Below are 21,186 nucleotides of genomic sequence, written 5' to 3'. Positions count from 1 at the left end.
CAAAATTAGGAGGTCAAGAGCTTTTTAATGCATGAATCCTTTAAATTAGAAAGAAATTCCTATTTATATTGGGAAGCAATCTGAACTATCCGTAAATTGATGTATGAGATAAGTTCAAGGTGGAAAAAATAATCAACTATTCATTTAAAAATTCCAATTATACAAATATAGATTAACTGTTTATTTATTGATCATATGGCACTATCTATATTTGCCGAGGTTGCTAAAATTCGCGCAATTTTTAATAGAATTGGTGCGTGACGTGTTTGAGAAGTTAGCAGAACAAAGCCTGAATCTGATGGGTTGGGAAATTGATAACCATTGGCCCTTAGATTTAGACCAATGTGTCATGATTGCTGCACCTCATACCAGTAATTGGGATGCACTGTATGCGCGACTGGCCTTAAAAGCATTAGGTGTGAATGTTCGCTTAACCATTAAAGACAGTTATATGAAATTGCCATTTGGACCTTTTGTGCGTGCTATGGGCGGTATCGGGATTGATCGCCGTCCTAAACAGCCGGGGGAGCCTAGTCCGAGTATGGTTCAGGTGATGACGGAATTATTCAAGACCCATCCTAAACTGGTGATGCTGGTCACGCCAGAAGCGACTCGTGCTAAACAGGAACAGTGGAAGACAGGTTTTTATCATGTCGCGATTAATGCAGGTGTGCCGATTGCATTGGCCTATATGGATTATGAGAAGAAGAAAACTGGTGTAGGTAAAATTGTTTATCCGACAGGGGATTATGAAAAAGACATGGCAGAAATCATGGCATTTTATGCAGAGATTCAGCCAAAATTCCCTGAATGCTTCAGCGTAGATCAGCGCTATTATCAGCATTAAAATTGAGTTGAAAAAAAGCAGGAAAATTCTCCTGCTTTTTTATTGCCTAATCATCATGAAGATTGACAGACTTAAGATGCATTTTCAGAAGCGGGTAAAATTCCACCCAGATTTTGGCAGGCATCTTTATAAAGATCATATTGTTGCTCCACCACTTCATGCAGTGGCAGGTCAAACAGCTCTTCACCTTGATGATACTGTTTGATATAAGACTCGACTTTGGATTTGCTGCTATACAACATCTGCTGATAATAGTCGGTCATACTGCTATGTGGCATTTGGGCGGTATCTACCTTGGCACAATGGAAATTTTGCAGTAATTGTTCTGATTTTTTCAAATCGCTGGACATACAACCTGCCAGTAGCAAGGTACTGAGCAATGTCGTGATAAATTTCATGGAAAGTAGACTAAAGGCTTTATGGGAGCGCACTATTGTAGAAGTAAAACCCGGTCACAAAACCTTTTTAATCTACCAAATGGTTAAAAAATAGAACAACAGAATTTGAAAATTCAAGTCCATTCTCTAAACATTTAACCTTTGACCAGCCCGCCATCTACAATCAGGTTTTGTCCTGTGACGGCACGTGAATAAGGTGACAAAAACATCAGGATTGCAGCAGCAAATTCTTCTGGTGTAATTACGCGGCGTAAAGGCGTCGATTGAGCAATCAGGTCAAAGACAATGTCAGGTGTGGCCTTACTGGCATCCGTGGTTTGTAACAGGCCACCAGAGAGCATATTCACATTGATGCCATATTGTCCCAAGTCCTGCGCCGTGGTGCGGGTAAAGGCCAATAATGCAGCTTTGGCGGTGGTATAGTCATGATAAGGAACCACCGGATTTTGCACCAGGTTTGTACCAATATTCACGATCCGGCCAAACCCTGCCTGTTTCATATCATCCAGTGCGGCTTGTGTAGTATTTAAGGCAGCCTGTACTGCACCGCTAAATTGCCGTTGCAACATATCCCAAGTCAGCGTTTCTACTTTAGGGCGTGCATCACCATTAAATTCAAATTGAATCAGTGCGTTATTGATTACAGCATGAATCGCTTCCCCGAAATGGGTTTTAGCTGCGGCAAATAAAGCGCGGACCTGATCAGTTTGAGTGACATCTGCCTGATAAATAAATACCTGTTCAGGATACTGCTGGGCCAGCTGTTCAGCTTGCTGCTGACTGCTATGATAATTGACGACCACGCGCGCGCCCTCAGCCAGTAAAGCCTGAGTAATGGCTAAACCCAAACCACGTGCACCACCAGTAACAAGAACAATCTGATCACGAATCTGCATAATGATGATCTATATTTACAAAGATTGGCCTTAACATAGCAGTTATTTCAACGGATTCAAGCTTTAGCGGGGAAGACAGACTCGGCTTGATCTTGTGTTTAAATGAATTGGGACGCTAATAGAAAACAGCCTGCACTAACGAGTAAACTTAAGATCATGCGTTTGAACAGTAATTCCGAAATTTTATAAAATAGTTTTGCGCCTAAAATTGCCGGAATACTCACAAAAACAATCAGCAAGGCCATATAGGGTAAATGGCTTTGATTGATCAGGCCTTGCCATACATAAGTACCCAGCGTGAAAAGCTGAATTGCAAAATTAAAGTGCCGTAAAATATAGCGCTGCTGGGTTTTGGGTAATTGTTTTAACATCACCCAGGCCGAAGGAATGGCACCGCAAAAACCGCCCAGTCCTCCTAAAATTCCGCCAATAAAACCGATGCAGCTATCAGTCAATTTTCCTGAATGCTGAATTGTTTTGAATTGCGGATTGAATAGCATCACCGGACACCACAGTACCAGAAAAAATCCCAAGATCATCTTAAAGGTATCTGCTTGAATGATCTGCAACAGATAAGTACCCAGCGGCACGCCAATCAGACCAGCAATCAGATAAGGCAGCACCAACTGCCTGGATAAAACTAGCTGCTTTTTTTCCTGACTGAGTGAAATCACATGACTCCAGATCGAGGCAAATACCAGCAAGGGCGCGGCCAGTTGCGGAGGCAGCACCCAGACCCAGAAAGACATGGCGATCAGGGCAAAGGCAAAGCCGGTCAGCCCCTGGACAAAACCTGCGACCATTGCACCAAGAATAAATAACAGCCAAGTCATAAAGATCAGGTCATAAGCAAAGGCAGCAGTATTCTCAAGATTTAAACAAAAGCCAAGCTTCCATTTAGCTGGATTTATGCAAATGAAAGTTCAAATTCTCATAAAAGCATGAATGCTAATTAAGAAAAAAGAGGTTTACGGCCATGCATAAAACATGCATAAATCTCTACAAGAGTGCAACAATGGCTCCGTTCACTCTCCATGAACTCGCCTGATACTGACAGAGTGCAGTAAGAGGTGATGGACATGATGAAAAAAGTGATATTACTTTCTGTATTGGCTGTGTCATTAACCGGTTGTGTGGTTGATCCTTGGGATGATGATTATCGTGGCAACAGAGATCGTAATGGACATTATGATCGAGACCACAGAAATCATGACTGGAAAAATAAGGACCATAAAGATCATCGGGATTGGAAACGTGACCGAGATAACCGCGACTGGCGCCGTGATCGTTAATCACAGTCTTTAAATTTGACTGACTACAATGACAAAAAGGATTCCACTGAGGAATCCTTTTTTAATGGCTCTTCAAAACAATTTAAATCAAGAAATACTTTTTTGATAAAGCCCCGCACGAACTGTACCGGCTTTGGTATTTTTAATTAAACGCCATGAGGACGGTAATTTAAGTAATTGTAAATCACGATCTGCTTCTACATAAATATAGGCATTGTCCTTGATCAGAGGATCTGCCTTTAGCGCTAGTTCTTCCCATAAATCTAAGCTATATGGCGGATCTAGAAAAACCAGATCAAACTGTGTCTGAAGAGCGGGCAAGGCTTGCTGCGCCGTAGCCACTTTTAATTGTGCACGTGCTTTGGTGACTTTTAACAGTTCAAGATTTTGGGTCAGAAATTGTGCCTGAGTACGATCCGGCTCAATCATCACCACTGATGCAGCACCACGCGATAATGCCTCAAACGCTAATGCCCCAGAACCGGCACAAATATCCAACACCTGTGCATTTTGTACATTCCACATCAGCCAGTTAAACAGTGTTTCCCGAACACGGTCAGGCGTCGGGCGCAAACCCTCAATGCTGGCAAAAGGCAGTTGGCGGCGTTTCCAGTCACCACCAATAATTCGAAGCTGGTTTTTCATCTTTAATCTCGCTCTACCGGTGTCGGAGCAGGTGTTGCTGCGGGAGATGCAGTCGTATTTGCAGAAGTCGGAGCAGTCGTGTTGGGCTGGTCACTGGCTGGAACGGCACTAGATGCTGCATCTTGACTTAACATGCCTGCACCACTTGGCAATTCAGCTGGCTTGATTCCGGCCGTCATCAGACCACCACTTAATTGGTGGCCTTGTGGGCGTACCGGATTTTTATCTTTATGCAGTAACCAGTAATCAAAAATTGGACGGGCCAGAGCCGTTGCGGCACTACCACCGCGACCATTTTCCAGAATAACTGCAATCGCAATTTCAGGATTTTCAGCAGGTGCAAAACCGACAAACAGGCCATGATCCAGCTGACGATCGGTCAATAAGGATTCATTATAGCGCTTGCCCTGAGCAATACTTTTCACCTGTGCCGTACCGGTTTTTCCGGCAATAGAATATTGTAAGCCGCTTTTAATGCCTCGGCCTGTACCGGATTGAATCACGTCTACCATCGCATCACGCATCTTGATCCAGTCTTCTTCCTGACCGTTAAAATCGATCTTGCCATGCGTGCCATTATGCACCTTGAATGGTTTGGCACCGCGACTTTCACGCAGAACATGGGGAATGACTTTATTGCCATGGTTGGCGGTAATGGCTGTGGCCATAGCCAGCTGTAATGGCGTAGAGGTAAAAGCACCCTGACCAATACTGACGGAAATGGTTTCACCGCGTGACCATTTGGCCTTGCGGGTACGCATCTTCCATTCCGGGTTTGGATACAGTCCTGAGCTTTCACTTGGTAAGTCCACGCCGGTTTTTTCACCAAAGCCAAACTGACGCATCCAGGTATTCATTTTTTCAATACCCATACGGTAGGACATGACATAGAAATAAGTATCACAGGAGACCACTTGCGATTTATGCAAGTTGACTACGCCGTGTCCTGACTTTTTCCAGTCGCGGAATTTATGCGAATCGCCCGGAAGTGTGAAATAGCCGGGATCGGAAATTGCTGTATCCCAATCGACCAGGCCATAATGAAGGCCACCCAGGCCAAACATCGGTTTAATGGTCGAACCTGGAGGATAAGTTCCTTGAACCGCCCGGTTATATAGCGGCTGATCAAGGTTATCACGTAAGTAGGAATAATCTTTGGTGCTAATCCCAGTCACAAACAGATTCGGGTTAAAACTTGGGCTGGAGACCAGCGCCAGAATTTCTCCGGTTTTAGGATTCATCGCCACAATCGCGCCACGACGCCCGGCCAGTTGCTCCGAAGCGACTACCTGTAAACCGTAATCCAGTGACAGGAACAGGTCATTACCACGCACTGGATCTTTACGGCCCAAATGACGCAGCACATTACCAAAGGCATCTGCTTCTACCGATTCATTTCCCGGCACACCATGTAAAAGTTCTTCATAGGATTTTTCCACACCGATTTTTCCGATCAGGTTGGTTCCAGCATAGAGATCCTTATCAATTGATTTCAGTTCTTTGTCATTAATCCGACCGACATAACCAATCACATGTGCGAACAGGTCACCATGCGGATAGTAGCGGGTCATCTGGGTTTCAATATTCACGCCCGGAAATTGATATTTCACTTCACTGAAACGGGCAATATCATTTTCATTCAGGTTGAGCTTGATTGAAACCCGTTCGGTTTTACGCGCTGTTTTAATCCGGGTTTGAAAGCGTTCAAGATCTTCTTCGGTCAATTCCAGAATCGGTTTCAGGCGTTCGAGCGTTTGATCGATATCCTGTACGTCAGCACGACTTAAAGTGGCAGTAAATACTGGATAGTTATCGGCCAGCAACACGCCGTTACGGTCATAAATATAACCACGCGCTGGCGGTAAAGGTTGTAGACGAATCCGGTTCTCATCAGAAGCTGTAGTAAAGCTTTCAAAGTTAAACAGTTGCAAATAGGCATAGCGGCTGACCAGCAGCAGCATAAAGAAAATGACAATCCCCATGGAAATCAAGACTCGACTGCGATAGATGCGCTTTTCTTGTTGTGCGTTTTTTAAAGGAAAGTGCTGCTTCATACGCGATCGACTTAAGACCTGAGAGTGGTAGAAAAGAATCAAAGTGGAGTATTCTAACGCAACTGCACTTGATTTGATAATGAAAAACTGCCCTTACAATCAGTTCCTTTAAGCTTTGACTTTGCAGACATTAAAATTGTAAAGTGCTGTATATAAGAGTTGTGATAATTCTGCTAGAGTAAAATCTAATAAAAATAGGACTATACCAAAAACTATAATTAAGGAAGATGGTGAAGGAATGAACAAGGTTTACCCTTTGTTAGCGTTTGCATTGTGGGCGAACGGGGCTTATGCACATGATCAGATTAATAATACTGCAACCAAAATAGAGCCTGCTCAGGCAAAAGCCTTTAATGTGGGTGTTGGTTTTACCCAGAAATTACTGCATTTAAATACCGAATGGGTGAACCCTTATGGGATTGCTTATGTGAAAGGTGGTGTTTTTCTGGATGATGATCGTACGATTGGCGGCCAGGCAGGCTTTCGTTATCCTGCACATCTCACCGGCAAAGACAAAAATGGTTATTATGTCGGGGTTTATGCCGGGCATATCGACAGCAAACGGGTTGATGGCGAGTATGAAGGCCGTTTAGGTGCTGGCGTTGATTTGGCCTATGTTTTGCTTAGTTCAGAACGGATCAGCAGTTTTAGTGTCGGGATCGGTGCCGGAGAGAAACTCGAAGACCGAAATGGTCGTGCTGTGGCTGAAACAGAACCCCGGCTACAATTTTCCTATACTTTAAGTATCGGTTTATAGACAAAATATTCGACCTTATTAATATGTGTATTCTGTGAACAAAAAATTAAATATGGAAGTTATGCATGCTTGAGTACGTCAACGAGTTGTGGCAAACCTTTGTAAACCGCCCGGATTTTTGGGCCGTGCTCAGCATTATTCCAGTGACTGCATTTGTAACCTGGGCTCACGTCTGGATGGCGCTGAAAATGGTCTTTTATCCGATCAATTTTTGGGGTTTCCATCTCGGGCCTTTACCTGTGGGCTGGCAAGGGATTGTGCCACGCAAAGCTGGACGTATTTCAGGCATTATTACCGATAACACACTATCAAAATTAGGCTCTATCCGCGAATTTTTACAGGCGATGGATCCGGATGATATGGCACGCATCATTGGCGAGCAGGTCGGTTTCGAACTGGAACACCTGATTGATGAAGTGATGATGGATCGCAATGCGGTGCTCTGGGAAAACCTACCTTTTGCTATTAAGCGCAGAATTTATGCACAAGCACAAAAACAAATGCCGGCAATTTTGCGTGAATTAGTGACTGAGCTGACCATGAACGTCGAGTCACTTGTAGATATGCGTGAAATGGTAGTGAGCCAGATGGAAGGCGACCGTCGCTTGATGGTGCGTATGTTCCTGAAGGTGGGTCAAAAAGAGATCAATTTTATCTGGCATATCAGTGCCCTCATCGGGATGTTCTTTGGGATTTTCCAGATGATTGTCTGGTTTGTAGTGCCGTGGCACTGGACTGTACCGTTCTGGGCTGCGATCTGGGGCTTTTTGACCAACTGGATCGCGATCTGGATGGTATTCAACCCACTCTATCCACACCCAGTAAAGTACCCGCAATTCTTTGCCCGTACCACAAATCGCAAGTTTCCGTGGATTAAGCCGGTGATTCCTCGTATCGGCACCTATAACATACAAGGCGCATTTATGAAACGTCAGGATGAAGTCTCTGACGTCTTCGCAAGTGTAGTCACAGAAGACCTGATTACGTTAAAATCGATCATGACCGAGATGATGTATGGCGGCAGAAAAGACAAAACCCGCCGCATTATCAAACGTCATATTAATGAAATTATGGAAACACCCCTGGTTCGGACCTCTTTACAGCTGTCTTTAGGACCAAAAGAGTATGCAAAACTCAAGACGGACTTGATCGATCGCTCGATTGAAATTACGATGGTACCTGTATGCGACCCAGCATTTAATGCGAGCCGTGCACAGAAAATCTATCAAATGTTTAGAGACCGCATACGTGAGTTGACTCCGAAGGAGTTTCAGAATCTTTTACGTCCTGCATTTCAGGAAGATGAATGGATTCTGATTTTATTGGGTGGGGTAACCGGTTTTGTCGCGGGTTTAATCCATTTGTTTGTGGCTTTCTTATAATGAGATGTCGGGGGACACAATCGGGTGATTGTGGTCGTGGCGTCATACATATTGTTTAAATGAGGATGTTTATATATGCGCATTATCTTACTCGGACCACCTGGAGCAGGTAAAGGTACACAAGCTCAGTTGATCTGTAAGCGCTACAATATCCCACAAATTTCAACCGGTGATATGCTCCGTGCTGCAATTCGTGAAGGAACTGAATTAGGTCTACAAGCTAAAAGTGTCATGGACAATGGCGGTTTGGTTTCTGATGAGTTGATCATTGGTCTGGTGAAAGAGCGCATTGCGCAACCTGACTGTGTAAACGGCTGCATTTTTGATGGTTTCCCGCGTACCATTCCTCAAGCAGAAGCTTTGGAAAATGAAGGCATCACTATTGATCACGTGATTGAAATTGATGTACCGGATGAAGAGATCGTACAACGTCTTTCTGGCCGTCGTCAGCACCCGGCATCTGGCCGTGTGTATCACATCGTTTACAATCCGCCAAAAGTGGAAGGTAAGGATGACGAAACGGGTGAAGATCTGGTTCAGCGTCCTGATGATCTGGAAGCAACAATTCGCAAGCGTCTAGGTTCTTACCACACTGAAACCGAGCAACTGGTTGGTTTCTACCAAGGCCGTGCAGCGTCTGGTGAAAATGCACCAACTTATGACAAGCTAAACGGTTTACGTCCAATCGATGAAGTTCAAACTGATCTTTTCGCGATTCTGGATCAGGCAAAATAATCGGCTGACGATGATTTTGACAATCGGAGAGCCCTAAGTCATATTAGGGCTCTTTTTTATTGCGTATTTGAACAGGGTACTTGTTGCTATGAAATTTGGCGTATTGGTGTTGATGGTAGTCTTTCTGGCAGTATTGGTAGGTCTGTTCTATTTCAGTTTTAAAATGCTCAACAAAGTACGTCAGGAAGAACGTGCTGAAAATGCAGCAAAGCGACCTGAGCGCCAGCTCCATCCAAAATTAAAAGCCGAACTTGAACAGCGCAAGCAGCAGGAAAAGGCTGAACAAGATCAGGATAAATAATCCATAATAGTTCAGCTCAGCTAAGAATTTGGTTTGAACGAAAAGCACTCTTCTCATAGTCGATAAAAAGGTGACACATTGGTCACCTATTTTTATCCCAGCTTGATCACGCCGTTCTATTCAGCAAGCTCAATATTTTTCACTGCAATTTGGCGGGCTGCACCAAATTCAAACCGATCCGGCCAGTTACACACATCGGATACTACACATTCATGACATTTCGGTTTGCGCGCAATACACGTATAACGACCGTGTAAAATCAGCCAGTGATGTGAATCAATGATAAATTCCTTGGGAATGACTTTGACCAGACGGTGTTCAACTTCCAACACATTTTTGCCAACCGCTAGTCCGGTACGGTTACCTACCCGGAAAATATGGGTATCAACCGCCATGGTCGGCTGACCAAAGGCCGTATTCAGTACCACATTCGCCGTTTTACGACCTACACCCGGCAGGGCTTCTAAGTCTGCACGATTGTCCGGTACGATGCTGTTGTGCTTCTGAATCAGCATCTCGCAGGCTTTAATCACGTTGACCGCTTTCGAGTTATATAAACCAATGGTCTTGATATATTCCTTCAAGCCGTCCACACCTAGCGCATAAATGGCTTCCGGTGTATTGGCGACTGGAAAGAGTTTGTCTGTGGCTTTGTTGACGCTGACATCGGTAGCTTGAGCAGAGAGCGTGACCGCGACCAGTAATTCAAAGGGATTGGAATAATTCAGCTCAGTTTTTGGGTTAGGCCGCTGTTCACGCAGGCGTTCAAAAAAGTTCTGAATCTGCTTTTTGGTCATGTTTTTAACGGGCTTGGCCTTTGCTGTGGTCATGTTCTATCCCTGTAAAGCCTGTAATTGCTGTGTCAGTTCTTCCAGTTGGGTGCGTTTTCGGGCATCTTCACGAACCGAAAGCTGTTTTTCCAGTTTTTTAATTTGGGTACGTAGTTTTGCCAGTTCAATCGTGGTCTTGGAATCGAAAGCTACAGGTGCATTCTCTGGCTTGCTCGCGACTTCAATCACAGGAAGTTGCTCATTTAAAGCAGAGAAACGGGCAAACAGGGCAGTATCAATTTCTGCACGGACCACAGGTCCCTTACGATCGGTACGCCGTTTTTCTTCACGCTGGATGTGCGCATAGTAACGCTGACGCAGATCATCCTGTTCCGCAAGACGCTGTGCTTCAGTCGGCAAGGGTTGTTGATCTTCAACCAAATCGATGCAGTCTACCGGACAGGGGGGAATACATAACTCACAGCCCGTACATAGATCGGTCAGAATGGTGTGCATCAGTTTACCGGAACCAATAATTGCATCGACCGGGCAGGCGCTAATGCATTTGGTACAGCCAATACATTCATCTTCACGAATTACGGCTTTGATGCGCTGAGGACGACCATCGGCTTGAACTGGCCAGACACTTTCTTCAGCTTGAAGTTTAGGACGATTTAATAATGCAGCCAAAGCATCGGCAACAGGCTGTCCGCCCGGCACACATTTATTGGCATTTTCCCCCTCAGTAATCGACTGGGCATAAGGTAAACATCCGTCACGATGACCGCAGAGTCCACATTGGGTTTGAGGGAGTAAAGCGTCAATCGATTGGACCAGAGAAATGGGCGAATTCATGTATAACCAGCGTTACTCATGGCAAGCATGAGAGAGTAAGTGAAACAAAATATGTCGATTCATCAATTTTAACATATTTTTAAACTCCTAAGTCGTGCGCAATTAAGGGTCAACTTGTGCCTTATTATTAGGCATAAATCTGAATCTAAGCCTTGATTCGATTGGCATTTCCTGACATAGAAAAAATTTTCATAATCAATATAAATATTTGTTATCAAATTAATTTTAAAGTATTTTCAAAAAAAGTATTGTAGATTAGTTACAAAAGATATTTAATATTTTGCGCCAAAATTTAACATTGATTGTAAATTTGACCAATTTTGATCCATTTTCTGCTGAGGATTAAGCGTTGAAATACAACACACTTAATGAGTTCCTAGATTACGTAAAATCACGTGATGCACATCAACCAGAATTTCTTCAAGCTGTAGAAGAAGTGATGACTAGTTTGTGGCCGTTCATTCAAAAGAACCCACAATACGCAGCACATGGTTTACTAGAACGTCTAGTTGAGCCAGAACGTGCGATCCAGTTCCGAGTTTCTTGGGTAGATGACCAAGGTCAGACTCAAGTAAACCGTGCGTTCCGCGTACAGTACAACTCAGCGATCGGTCCATTTAAAGGTGGTATGCGTTTCCACCCTTCAGTGAATCTTTCAATCCTAAAATTCTTAGGCTTTGAGCAAACATTTAAAAATGCTTTAACCACACTTCCTATGGGTGGCGGTAAAGGCGGTTCTGATTTTGACCCTAAAGGCAAATCAGAAGGCGAAATCATGCGTTTCTGCCAGGCTTTAATGATCGAGCTGTATCGTCACCTTGGTGCGAACACAGATATCCCTGCAGGTGATATTGGTGTAGGCGGTCGTGAAGTGGGCTACATGGCCGGCATGATGAAAAAATTAAGTAACGACACTGCGTGTGTATTCACTGGTAAAGGTTTAACTTTCGGTGGTTCATTGGCACGTCCGGAAGCAACGGGTTACGGTACTGTGTATTTCGCTGAGGAAATGCTTAAGTCTCGTGGCGAAAGCTTCAAAGATAAAGTTGTTGCGATTTCAGGTTCTGGTAACGTTGCGCAATATGCTGCTGAAAAAGCAATGTACCTCGGTGCGAAAGTGGTTTCACTTTCTGACTCTGCCGGTACAGTTCACGTTAAAGACGGTTTCACTGAGGCGCTTCTTGCTGAAGTCATGGAACTTAAAAATGTAAAACGTGGCCGTATTTCAGAATTCGCGTCTAAACATGGTTTCGAATATCTTGAAGGACAACGTCCTTGGGGTATCAAGTGTGATATCGCATTGCCATGTGCGACTCAAAACGAACTTGATGCAGACGACGCTGCTCAGCTTCTTGCAAACGGTGTAATCTGTGTGGCTGAAGGTGCGAACATGCCTTCTACGCTTGAAGCGGTTGAGAAATTCGTTGAAGCGAAAATTCTTTATGCGCCAGGTAAAGCATCAAATGCAGGTGGTGTGGCAACTTCTGGTCTGGAAATGTCTCAAAACGCATTGCGTTTAGGCTGGACTTTCGAAGAAGTTGATGAGCGTTTACACGCAATCATGAAAGAAATTCACCGTAACTGTGTGAAATTCGGTACTAAGGAAGACGGTACTGTGAACTATGTAGACGGTGCAAATATTGCTGGCTTCGTAAAAGTTGCTGATGCGATGCTTGCTCAAGGCGTATTCTAAGTCTGACTTAGTCTAAGCTGAAAAAAACCGGGGCTGTTGCTTCGGTTTTTTTGTATCTGGTATTTTTAGTCTTAGAGAGCACCCTTAACTAATTCACGCTCAACCGCCATATCAAAAATATAGGCATATTTCGATTGATCAGCTGCCGGATGCTTAATTTCAAAACGTTTGACCCGAATAATCTGCCGTTCATTTGGTGAATGCCGAAAACCTTCAATCTGATCATAGAATAAAGTCCAGTCCTTATCGACCTGAGTTTTCAGGCCATTCTGATCATATTTCACTTCTTTGACTTGCAAGCAGCTTTGTTGGGTTACGCCGGTACATTGTTTGGTATCGGGGGAAATTTCCAGAAAAATTGTTTCAGCCTGTCCTTGGTATTTGGTTTCCGGAGTCATTTTCCCGATAAATTCATAGGTTTGACCATTTGCGGCCATCAACGTCAGGGTCGGCTTGTCAGGATCTGTGGTATTGAGCGTAAAAGGAATGTCACGCTTCTGTAAAAGTTGACTGACAAAACGTTCCTGCTCCATCAATGCTGCATCACAGGCCATTTCAGTGCCTATAACTTCGCTGGTGGTGATGATATTGTTTTTGACTGACCAGGTCGTCCCGAGTCCATTACAGCCCGTCACGGCGCTCAGCCGGCCTTGAGCGTTGAAATTCAGTACAACGGGTCGTTCTAGTCCACGATTCAGTTCCCAGTAATAGGCTGGAAGAATCTGATCTGCATTTTTTTGTTGGATGGTGGCCACCGCAAGATCTCCAGCTCGTTGAATATCACTGGACTGACAGCCTGCAAAAGTTAAAGGCAATAATGCCAGCACAATAAATTTTAATTTCATGGACTTATAATGAATTATATAAAGTTCAAACAATAATAATGGATGTATTGCAAAAAAATATGGATACATTTCGCAGCTTTGAGTTGCAAAATGTATCCATCATTAAGATTTTAGCGCTGAAGCAAGATTAATCGAAGCGGTAAATATCCATACCGAGTGAACCCATGGTGAAACTGCTATGTACCAGACTAAAACGCTGACCTGTGCCCATCGCAAAGAAAATCGGAGCAAAATGTTCTAGTGTTGGATGATTCCGCGCCATATGCGGAATATTGGACCAGTCCAGTACGGCGTCATAATCACTATGTGTCAGTTTATGCACCACAAAATTACGAAAGCCAGAAGCCCATTCGGGTACATCAGCAGCCGTTCCATCCCAAGACAGTTCCCGTAAGTTATGGGTAATACTGCCCGAACCAATCAGCAGGATTTGTTGTTCACGTAAAGGTGCCAGGCTTTGACCAATCTGATAAATTTCATCCGCACTCATCGACATGGGTAAGGAAATTTCTACCACGGGAATGTTGGCATCTGGATACATATGTAGCAGCGGCATCCATACACCATGATCACGCGGACGAGTACTGTTGGCATGTGCAGAAAAGCCGGCATTGGCCAGCAAGCCTAAGACTTTCTCGGCCAATTCAGGATTTCCCGGTGCAGGGTAGCGTAATTGATAAAGTTCAGGCGGGAAACCACGAAAATCATGCCAAGTTTCTGGGCGAATTGCGCTACTGACTTCCAACGCATCACTTTCCCAATGCGCAGACATCACAATAATCGCTTCCGGGCGTGGCAGATTTTCGCTCAAACGATGCAAGGCAGGACCCACTTGCTCAGGATTCAGCGCCAGCATAGGAGAGCCATGAGAAATAAATAAGCCGGGCAACGTTTGTAAGTTCATAAGTCAAACCACATCTGGAAGATGCCTCAATAATGCATGAAAAATAGAAATAAGAGCAGAAGAGATTATTCAACAAAACGTTGCATATAAAGAACGCTTCAGCAAAATCATTAGCCTGCTCGGTGATAAGGATGGTTGTTATTGATGCTCATGGCACGATAAAGCTGCTCGATCAGCATCACACGTACCAGAGGATGCGGCAGAGTTAACTTGGAAAGTGACCAGTGCCATGCAGCAGCTTTACGCACGGCTTCTGAGTGACCATCCGGTCCACCAATTGCAAGTGCTACATCATTGCCTTCCAGCATCCAGCCTTTCATGGTTTCAGCCAGTTTCTCGGTACTGAATTCGCGTCCGCCCACTTCTAGTGCAATCAGGGTTTCATTCTGCTTGAGCGCATTTAAAATGCTGTCGCCCTCAATATTGCGGTATTTCAGAATATCCGCTTCAGAATCATTTTTCCCGCGCTTGGCCATCGGCAGTTCAATAATCTGGGTCTGTACAAAAGGCTGAATACGTTTGAAATAATCTTCAAAACCAGTCAGCACCCACGCTGGCATTTTTTGACCAATGGTCAGGATACGGATTTTCATACAGACAGATCAATAATTGGATACCTCATTATAACGATCAAACAACATGAAGTTGAGCAGGGAAACAAATTGAAATTGAAATGAGAGATTTAGTGTTGCTTTAATGTCCTTAGTTCAAGTATCCGCTTGATAAAGGAATGGAATAATAATAAATGCGGAACAGTGTCATGATAAAAGGATGTTGTACTGTGCTGCTGTTACTGATAGGCCTCATGGGGTCTAGTCTCTGTGCAGCCAATTCGAGCAAAAATGCTCAGGTTTCTCATCTGGAATTATTTTTTAGCCAGATCATGAGTGTCGATGAATACCGAAATTATAAAAATCTGAAAGAGCTGAATCAGGTATCTGCCTGGATTAAAGGACAGATGCAGCGCTTTGGTATTCCATGCCAGTTTCAGGTTTATGTGGTCAATAACCTGAGTTACCGAAATGTCATCTGTAATTTGGATACTCAAGCAAAGACCAAAATGGTGATGGGAGCGCATTATGATGTCTTTAGTACCCAAAAAGGTGCCGATAATAATGCCTCAGGGGTAGCGGGTTTACTGGAAACGGCAAGACTACTCGCTTTGCAAAAATCCAAGCTCCAACATGATGTCGAATTTGCTTTCTATACGCTAGAAGAGCCGCCTTTTTTCAAGACAGAACATATGGGCAGTTATATGCATGCCAAGTCTTTAAAAAAGCAGAAGCAGAAAATTAAGGGCGTGGTGATTCTGGATTCGATTGGTTATTTTGATGAACATCAGGTGCAGAGCTATCCGGTGGGATTAAAGTGGATTTATCCACGACATGGTAACTTTATTGCCGCGATTGGGCATTTAGCCTCAACTGGCCTGACTGGAGATTATTGTGATGCCATGCAGCGTTTTAACCGTCTGGAGTGTCAACGCTTTGTTAGCCCAAGTTTTGCTCAGGATATGAATTTCTCTGGCTATCTGAATTATGCCAAATTCAACTATTCGACCATGTTGATTACCGATACTGCGAATTATCGTAATCCTTATTACAATACCGAATTGGATACTTTAGACAAGCTTGATCTGAACAAGATGACTCATGTGATTGATGGATTGGTTACGATGGCACTACAGCCATAATTCAGTTGTTTTATTCAATAACTCAATAAAAAACCCTGCCGAAGCAGGGTATTTTATACGAAACATCAAGTCTTAATGACGCGCTGCTTTCGCTTCTTCTTTGGTTTTCACAATTGGTGCTTTAACCAAGGCTTTTGGCAAAGAGGTCAGTGCCAGCGGTAAAATCTCATCAATCGATTTTACGGCTTTAATTTCTAGACCTTCTTTGACATTTTCTGGAATTTCCGCCAGGTCACGTACGTTTTCCTGTGGAATGAATACCAGCTTGATGCCACCACGATGGGCTGCCAAAAGTTTCTCTTTCAAGCCACCGATACGCAGCGCACGACCGCCCAGACTGGTTTCACCTGTCATCGCGATATCCGGACGAATCGGGATACCCGTGAAAGCAGACACCAATGCTGTAGTCAAAGCCAAACCTGCTGATGGACCATCTTTCGGTGTTGCACCCTCAGGTAGATGCACATGCACGTCGGTTTCTTCAAAGCGCGAGGCTTCGATGCCGAGTTCATCTGCACGGGTACGCACCACAGTCATTGCAGCAGTAATCGATTCTTTCATGACATCGCCAAGAGAACCGGTAGTAATGAACTTACCTTTACCTGGAACTGCTGCAACTTCAATGGTCAGTAATTCACCACCAACCGAAGTCCAAGCCAAACCATTTACACGGCCGATTTGCGCTTCTTCTTCCGCCATACCATAGTCAAATTTATGTGGACCCAAGTAATCTGGAAGATTTCCTGCTGTCACTTCAACCTGAAGATTTTTGGCTTTCTTGCTAACCGCCTCTTTCACCACCTTACGTGCAATTTTTGAAACTTCACGTTCAAGGTTACGTACACCGGCTTCACGCGTATAACGGCGCACGATGTCACGAATCGCTTCTTCATGCACGGTCAATTCTTTGGCACGTAGACCATTGTTCTTGATGGCTTTAGGAACAAGGTAGCGGTCCGCAATATTGACTTTCTCTTCTTCGGTATAACCCGGAAGACGAATCACTTCCATACGGTCCAGCAGCGCCTCAGGAATGTTCATGCTGTTCGCGGTACAGATAAACATTACTTCAGACAGGTCCAGATCAAGATCTAGATAGTGATCGCTGAACTTGTTGTTCTGTGATGGATCAAGTACCTCAAGCATCGCAGAAGCCGGATCGCCACGGTAGTCTTGCGCCATCTTGTCGATTTCATCGAGCAGGAACAACGGGTTTTTTACGCCCACTTTAGTCAATGACTGCACAATTTTACCTGGCATCGCACCGATATAGGTACGACGGTGACCGCGAATTTCAGCTTCGTCACGCACGCCGCCCAGCGCCATACGCACGAACTCACGACCAGTTGCCTTGGCAATCGATTCACCGAGTGAAGTTTTACCCACACCTGGAGGACCAACCAAGCATAGAATCGGGCCACGCAATTTTTTCACACGTGACTGAACTGCCAGATATTCCACAATGCGATCTTTGACATCGTCCAGACCATAATGGTCTGCATCCAGAATTTCCTGTGCCTTGTTCAGGTTAATGCTGACTTTGCTGGCTTTATTCCAAGGTGTATCCAGAATGACTTCCAGATAGTTACGTACCACAGCAGCTTCACTTGAAGCAGGCTGCATCGCTTTTAATTTACGGAATTCAGCTTCTGCTTTTTTACGTACATGCTCAGGCAAATCTGCTTCAGCCAGACGTTTTTCAATTTCAGCGACATCGTCTTCCGCACCGCCATTCATATCAGAAAGCTCGCGCTGAATGACTTTCATTTTTTCATTCAGGAAATATTCGCGCTGGTTCTTTTCCATCTGACGTTTAACAGAATCATGCAGGGTTTGCTCAATCTGTTGTTCTTCAGACTGTTGCAATAGATAAGTCATCAATTCAGTCAAATGTGCTTCGAATTCGTCATGTTCCAGGAATTTCTGTTTGACATCAATATTCAATGGAACACGGGTTGCGACGAAGAACAATAACTGTAATAGATCTTCAATTTTGTTGGCTGCGGTGATCAGTTCACGCGCATTACGAAGTTTCGCTTCTGCATATTGAGCGAAAAGCGCACGCAATTCCTGCAAGCGCACAGCTTGGGTGTCTGCATCGACGCTCACCGTCATTGGGCTGAGTTCATGCTCTGCTGTCAGATACTCAGTTTCGTCAATGATGGTTTTCAGCTTGGCACGGTGCAGGCCTTCGATCAGGACTTTAATACAGTTTTCATCATTTTCGTGATTCACAACTTGCACAATCTTCGCGACAGTACCGTATTGATATAAATTGTCGTGATCAATTTCTTCTGTAAGCGAATCTTTTTGCGCAACTACAAATACTAGATTGTCACTGTTACGAGCCACATCAACTGCATTGATCGATTTTTCACGACCGACAAACAGCGCAATTTGCATATGCGGATAAACCACCACATCACGCAGCGCCAAAAGGGGTAGTACACTTGGAACCTGAGGCTCTAAGGTTTCTTGATTCATAATAATTTCAGACATGAGCACTCCTAATGAGTGACAACGGTGTTGCCATGCTTTTAATAGTGATGGGTAATTTTAAAAATACAAGGGCAGTTAAGATTAAATTGTATGAAAAATGACTAATTATGTGATTTTAAAGTAGTTAGCAAGGATAAAATTGCAAAATTAACGTTTGAACTTTATAAATATTGTCGGGGTGATTAAAGCATCAAGGGGCTGATCCCATGTTTCACGTTTTAGCGGCTGTGCCAGCAGTTGAAAGTCATGCGCCAGCCCCAGACGGAATGGACGCCCAGGTGCAGAAGCCAAGGTACGATCATAAAAACCGCCGCCCATACCAATCCGTGTGCCCGAAGTATCACAGGCCAATAGTGGCATGAGCAATAAATCCAGTTTGGAAACATGTACACCACGGGTGCTCATGGGCTCTCGCATACCCAGCCGATGATGGGCAAAGCGCTTGTTATGGTATTGGTGCTGGGTGATCCGGATCCAGACCAGCTGCTGATTCATGTCGCAAATCGCTGGTAGATACACCTGTTTGCCCAGTTTAAAGCAGCGTTCAATAATCGCCTGGGTCTGAATCTCCCCAAAAGCATGCAAATACAGGCCAATACGTTGGGCATGAATAAATTCTGGACTGCGGATCAGACGGTTTAGAACTTTTTGTGCGGATTGCCTTTGCTCAAATTTAGAGAGATGACGACGCGTTTTACGAAGGTATCTTCTTAATTCCTGAATGGTCATAGGGCAAAAAGCATATGCAACAAATTTGTGCTCTAGTCTAAGTGGGAATTCTGGAAAAGTAAAAAATAATTATGAGCTGCAATTTTATATTATTCCGTATCTGCTTATTTAAATTCGGCTAATTTTGCCAGCAGTCTCAAAGTTCAAAAACTAAAAAGCTGTTGCATCACTGGTTTTTAAATTGTCATGAGAAAGGAGATTCAATCTGGTTGATTCACGATTTTCCAAGCAACCGATTGTTCAGTGAAAAACTCTGGAAACGCATCAGTTTAAGCACTTTGAAACAGCTTTCGATCAATAAAAATACAATTCTAAAGTAGGTTTATTATATTTTTTGGTGAAAGATAGACAAGGATCATATGACTATTCTCGACCGATATATGAGACACATTGTACTTAGGCAGAGCGCGTAAGACCTAAATCAATGGAGATTGAACATGATGAATATTGCGAAGAATACTATCTGCCTTTGGTACGATGACGATGCCGAAGGTGCAGCACGATTTTATGCAGAAACCTTTCCAGACTCCTCAGTTGGCGCGATCAATCTTGCACGCGGAGATTATCCCTCCGGAAAAGAAGGCGATGTTATCACCGTCGAATTTACGGTGATGGGCGTTGCCTGCATTGGACTGAATGGTGGCCCTGACTTTCAACACAATGAAGGATTTTCATTTCAGGTGGCGACTGAAGACCAAGAAGAAACAGACCGATACTGGAATGCCATTGTTGGCAGTGGCGGTCAGGAAAGCGAGTGTGGATGGTGTAAAGACAAGTGGGGTATTTCCTGGCAGATTACGCCAATGGTCCTCATCAACGCCTGTAACAGTCCTGACCGTGCTGCGGCCAAGCGCGCATTTAATGCGATGATGACCATGAAGAAAATTGACATCTCCGTGATCGAAGCAGCATTTCGTGGTTAAGCGCCAAAGATATTGTCTTTCATTGCAGTTGATATCGCTGTGTAGCGCAATTTCACTGCAATAGTTAAATCTTCTCCTTTCTTTTGATCAACTCAAATTATCCCTCAACTCTATAAGGATACGTTACAAAAATTACAGATTAATCCAACTTGATCTGAACCTAAATCCAATTTCTTCATGATGATTCAAGGAGAATGTGCCATGAATTTTCCTCAATTACTGCTTATGGCGGGATGGGTCGCGCTGTCTGCACCTGCCGCTTTAGCCGTTGAACCGCCCATGTCGGGCAAAGCCAGCTCAGGCGCAGCTTCATCTGCTGCCGATAAGAAAGCCATTGCAAGTGCCATGACTGCTGCACCTAAGAAAGTAGCCGCTGCAGCCACGATTGTCGCTGTCGGTGCAGATGGCAAAATACGTACCTTGCGCAAGGGCAATAATGGTTTTACCTGTATGCCTGATAATCTGACCACTCCAGGTCCAGACCCAATGTGTATGGATCAGGCCGCTCTAGAATGGGCAGAAGCCTGGATGGGACATAAACCGCCCACAGTTGGAAAAGTAGGCTTCATGTATATGCTGGCAGGTGGTACGGATGCCAGTAATGTCGATCCCTATGCCAAGAAGCCTACTGCGGGCAATCATTGGGTCAAAACGGGTCCCCATGTCATGATCGTCGGTGCTGAAGCTCGTTTCTATGAGATGTATCCTAAACATACGCAACCGGATACCGCTGTGCCCTAGGTCATGTGGTCTGGGACGCCTTATCAGCACTTAATGATTCCTGTGAAGTAATGAATCACCGCAATGACGAATGCACGCTGATTCAACCTTTCAATTCGGATATTTAATACACTCAATTTTTATGACTGTCCTAAGCTACAAATAAAATAGTTCACTTAGAAGCTCATCAACAGATGGGCTTTTATATGAGTATTGCAAAAGTTGAAATAATGCAGATCATGCAATAT

Annotated in this window: 22 protein-coding genes; 10 read left to right on the top strand and 12 right to left on the bottom strand. The window is 44.2% G+C overall.

What is annotated here, in order from left to right; genetic code table 11:
• Positions 1 to 298 precede the first annotated feature (298 nt).
• Positions 299 to 847, top strand: a complete 549-nt coding sequence (locus AC13CK_RS10535; RefSeq protein ID WP_253159325.1) for a 1-acyl-sn-glycerol-3-phosphate acyltransferase — start codon at positions 299 to 301, stop codon at positions 845 to 847.
• Between the two features lie 71 nt (positions 848 to 918).
• On the opposite strand, the gene AC13CK_RS10530 is transcribed toward AC13CK_RS10535, so the two are convergent.
• From AC13CK_RS10530 to AC13CK_RS10520, 3 genes are all read right to left on the bottom strand, one after another.
• A complete protein-coding gene (locus AC13CK_RS10530) occupies positions 919 to 1,245 on the bottom strand; it encodes a hypothetical protein (protein ID WP_005107497.1) in 327 nt (108 codons plus the stop codon).
• 134 nt (positions 1,246 to 1,379) lie between these two features.
• On the bottom strand, positions 1,380 to 2,141 hold the full coding sequence (locus AC13CK_RS10525) for a 3-oxoacyl-ACP reductase (protein WP_005246935.1): 762 nt from the start codon (positions 2,139 to 2,141) through the stop codon (positions 1,380 to 1,382).
• A gap of 98 nt (positions 2,142 to 2,239) precedes the next feature.
• Positions 2,240 to 2,974 carry a sulfite exporter TauE/SafE family protein gene (locus tag AC13CK_RS10520; RefSeq protein ID WP_425879742.1) on the bottom strand — a complete coding sequence of 245 codons (735 nt, stop codon included), beginning with the start codon at positions 2,972 to 2,974 and terminating at the stop codon, positions 2,240 to 2,242.
• A gap of 246 nt (positions 2,975 to 3,220) precedes the next feature.
• Between AC13CK_RS10520 and AC13CK_RS10515 the strand changes: the two genes are divergently transcribed.
• On the top strand, positions 3,221 to 3,433 hold the full coding sequence (locus tag AC13CK_RS10515; RefSeq protein ID WP_004646324.1) for a hypothetical protein: 213 nt from the start codon (positions 3,221 to 3,223) through the stop codon (positions 3,431 to 3,433).
• A gap of 87 nt (positions 3,434 to 3,520) precedes the next feature.
• Here AC13CK_RS10515 and rsmD read toward each other — a convergent pair whose 3' ends face one another.
• Complete coding sequence (gene rsmD, locus AC13CK_RS10510) at positions 3,521 to 4,078, bottom strand: 16S rRNA (guanine(966)-N(2))-methyltransferase RsmD (RefSeq protein ID WP_425879745.1); 558 nt, start codon at positions 4,076 to 4,078, stop codon at positions 3,521 to 3,523.
• A 2-nt stretch (positions 4,079 to 4,080) separates the two neighbouring features.
• Complete coding sequence (mrdA, locus tag AC13CK_RS10505; protein WP_425879747.1) at positions 4,081 to 6,132, bottom strand: penicillin-binding protein 2; 2,052 nt, start codon at positions 6,130 to 6,132, stop codon at positions 4,081 to 4,083.
• Positions 6,133 to 6,370: 238 nt separating this feature from the next.
• Between mrdA and AC13CK_RS10500 the strand changes: the two genes are divergently transcribed.
• From AC13CK_RS10500 to AC13CK_RS10485, 4 genes are all read left to right on the top strand, one after another.
• Complete coding sequence (locus AC13CK_RS10500; RefSeq protein WP_425879749.1) at positions 6,371 to 6,889, top strand: hypothetical protein; 519 nt, start codon at positions 6,371 to 6,373, stop codon at positions 6,887 to 6,889.
• 65 nt (positions 6,890 to 6,954) lie between these two features.
• Complete coding sequence (locus AC13CK_RS10495) at positions 6,955 to 8,271, top strand: DUF445 domain-containing protein (protein ID WP_004279487.1); 1,317 nt, start codon at positions 6,955 to 6,957, stop codon at positions 8,269 to 8,271.
• Positions 8,272 to 8,346: 75 nt separating this feature from the next.
• On the top strand, positions 8,347 to 9,006 hold the full coding sequence (gene adk / locus AC13CK_RS10490) for an adenylate kinase (RefSeq protein ID WP_253147639.1): 660 nt from the start codon (positions 8,347 to 8,349) through the stop codon (positions 9,004 to 9,006).
• Between the two features lie 88 nt (positions 9,007 to 9,094).
• Entirely contained in the window at positions 9,095 to 9,307 is a 213-nt protein-coding gene (locus tag AC13CK_RS10485; RefSeq protein ID WP_425879751.1) for a hypothetical protein, read from the top strand.
• Between the two features lie 116 nt (positions 9,308 to 9,423).
• Here the strand turns inward: AC13CK_RS10485 and nth are convergent, their stop codons facing one another.
• Positions 9,424 to 10,137 (bottom strand): endonuclease III, encoded by a 714-nt coding sequence (gene nth / locus AC13CK_RS10480; protein ID WP_425879753.1) that lies wholly within the window; start codon positions 10,135 to 10,137, stop codon positions 9,424 to 9,426.
• A gap of 3 nt (positions 10,138 to 10,140) precedes the next feature.
• Positions 10,141 to 10,932 carry an RnfABCDGE type electron transport complex subunit B gene (locus AC13CK_RS10475; RefSeq protein ID WP_005104626.1) on the bottom strand — a complete coding sequence of 264 codons (792 nt, stop codon included), beginning with the start codon at positions 10,930 to 10,932 and terminating at the stop codon, positions 10,141 to 10,143.
• A 349-nt stretch (positions 10,933 to 11,281) separates the two neighbouring features.
• On the opposite strand from AC13CK_RS10475, the gene gdhA reads away from it, so the two are divergent.
• Positions 11,282 to 12,625 (top strand): NADP-specific glutamate dehydrogenase, encoded by a 1,344-nt coding sequence (gene gdhA, locus AC13CK_RS10470; protein WP_004279492.1) that lies wholly within the window; start codon positions 11,282 to 11,284, stop codon positions 12,623 to 12,625.
• A gap of 71 nt (positions 12,626 to 12,696) precedes the next feature.
• Here gdhA and AC13CK_RS10465 read toward each other — a convergent pair whose 3' ends face one another.
• The 3 genes from AC13CK_RS10465 to rlmH form a co-directional block, all read right to left on the bottom strand.
• Positions 12,697 to 13,470 carry an META and DUF4377 domain-containing protein gene (locus AC13CK_RS10465; protein ID WP_253143903.1) on the bottom strand — a complete coding sequence of 258 codons (774 nt, stop codon included), beginning with the start codon at positions 13,468 to 13,470 and terminating at the stop codon, positions 12,697 to 12,699.
• Between the two features lie 127 nt (positions 13,471 to 13,597).
• Positions 13,598 to 14,374 carry a DODA-type extradiol aromatic ring-opening family dioxygenase gene (locus AC13CK_RS10460; RefSeq protein WP_180037738.1) on the bottom strand — a complete coding sequence of 259 codons (777 nt, stop codon included), beginning with the start codon at positions 14,372 to 14,374 and terminating at the stop codon, positions 13,598 to 13,600.
• A 110-nt stretch (positions 14,375 to 14,484) separates the two neighbouring features.
• Positions 14,485 to 14,967 (bottom strand): 23S rRNA (pseudouridine(1915)-N(3))-methyltransferase RlmH, encoded by a 483-nt coding sequence (gene rlmH / locus AC13CK_RS10455; protein WP_004646335.1) that lies wholly within the window; start codon positions 14,965 to 14,967, stop codon positions 14,485 to 14,487.
• A gap of 167 nt (positions 14,968 to 15,134) precedes the next feature.
• Here rlmH and AC13CK_RS10450 point away from each other — a divergent pair, with 167 nt between their 5' ends.
• Positions 15,135 to 16,067: a M28 family peptidase gene (locus AC13CK_RS10450; protein ID WP_425879757.1), complete on the top strand. Its 933-nt coding sequence runs from the start codon at positions 15,135 to 15,137 to the stop codon at positions 16,065 to 16,067.
• 72 nt (positions 16,068 to 16,139) lie between these two features.
• On the opposite strand, the gene lon is transcribed toward AC13CK_RS10450, so the two are convergent.
• Both lon and AC13CK_RS10440 read right to left on the bottom strand, forming a co-directional pair.
• Positions 16,140 to 18,566, bottom strand: a complete 2,427-nt coding sequence (gene lon / locus AC13CK_RS10445) for an endopeptidase La (RefSeq protein ID WP_005246925.1) — start codon at positions 18,564 to 18,566, stop codon at positions 16,140 to 16,142.
• 147 nt (positions 18,567 to 18,713) lie between these two features.
• Positions 18,714 to 19,295: a 5-formyltetrahydrofolate cyclo-ligase gene (locus AC13CK_RS10440; protein WP_305177493.1), complete on the bottom strand. Its 582-nt coding sequence runs from the start codon at positions 19,293 to 19,295 to the stop codon at positions 18,714 to 18,716.
• Between the two features lie 440 nt (positions 19,296 to 19,735).
• On the opposite strand from AC13CK_RS10440, the gene AC13CK_RS10435 reads away from it, so the two are divergent.
• A complete protein-coding gene (locus tag AC13CK_RS10435) occupies positions 19,736 to 20,218 on the top strand; it encodes a VOC family protein (protein WP_482831224.1) in 483 nt (160 codons plus the stop codon).
• 201 nt (positions 20,219 to 20,419) lie between these two features.
• Entirely contained in the window at positions 20,420 to 20,959 is a 540-nt protein-coding gene (locus AC13CK_RS10430) for a hypothetical protein (RefSeq protein ID WP_482831172.1), read from the top strand.
• Positions 20,960 to 21,186: the final 227 nt, after the last annotated feature.

Source organism: Acinetobacter sp. L-24, assembly GCF_056857555.1.
This window is presented reverse-complemented; position numbering and strand designations above follow the sequence as displayed.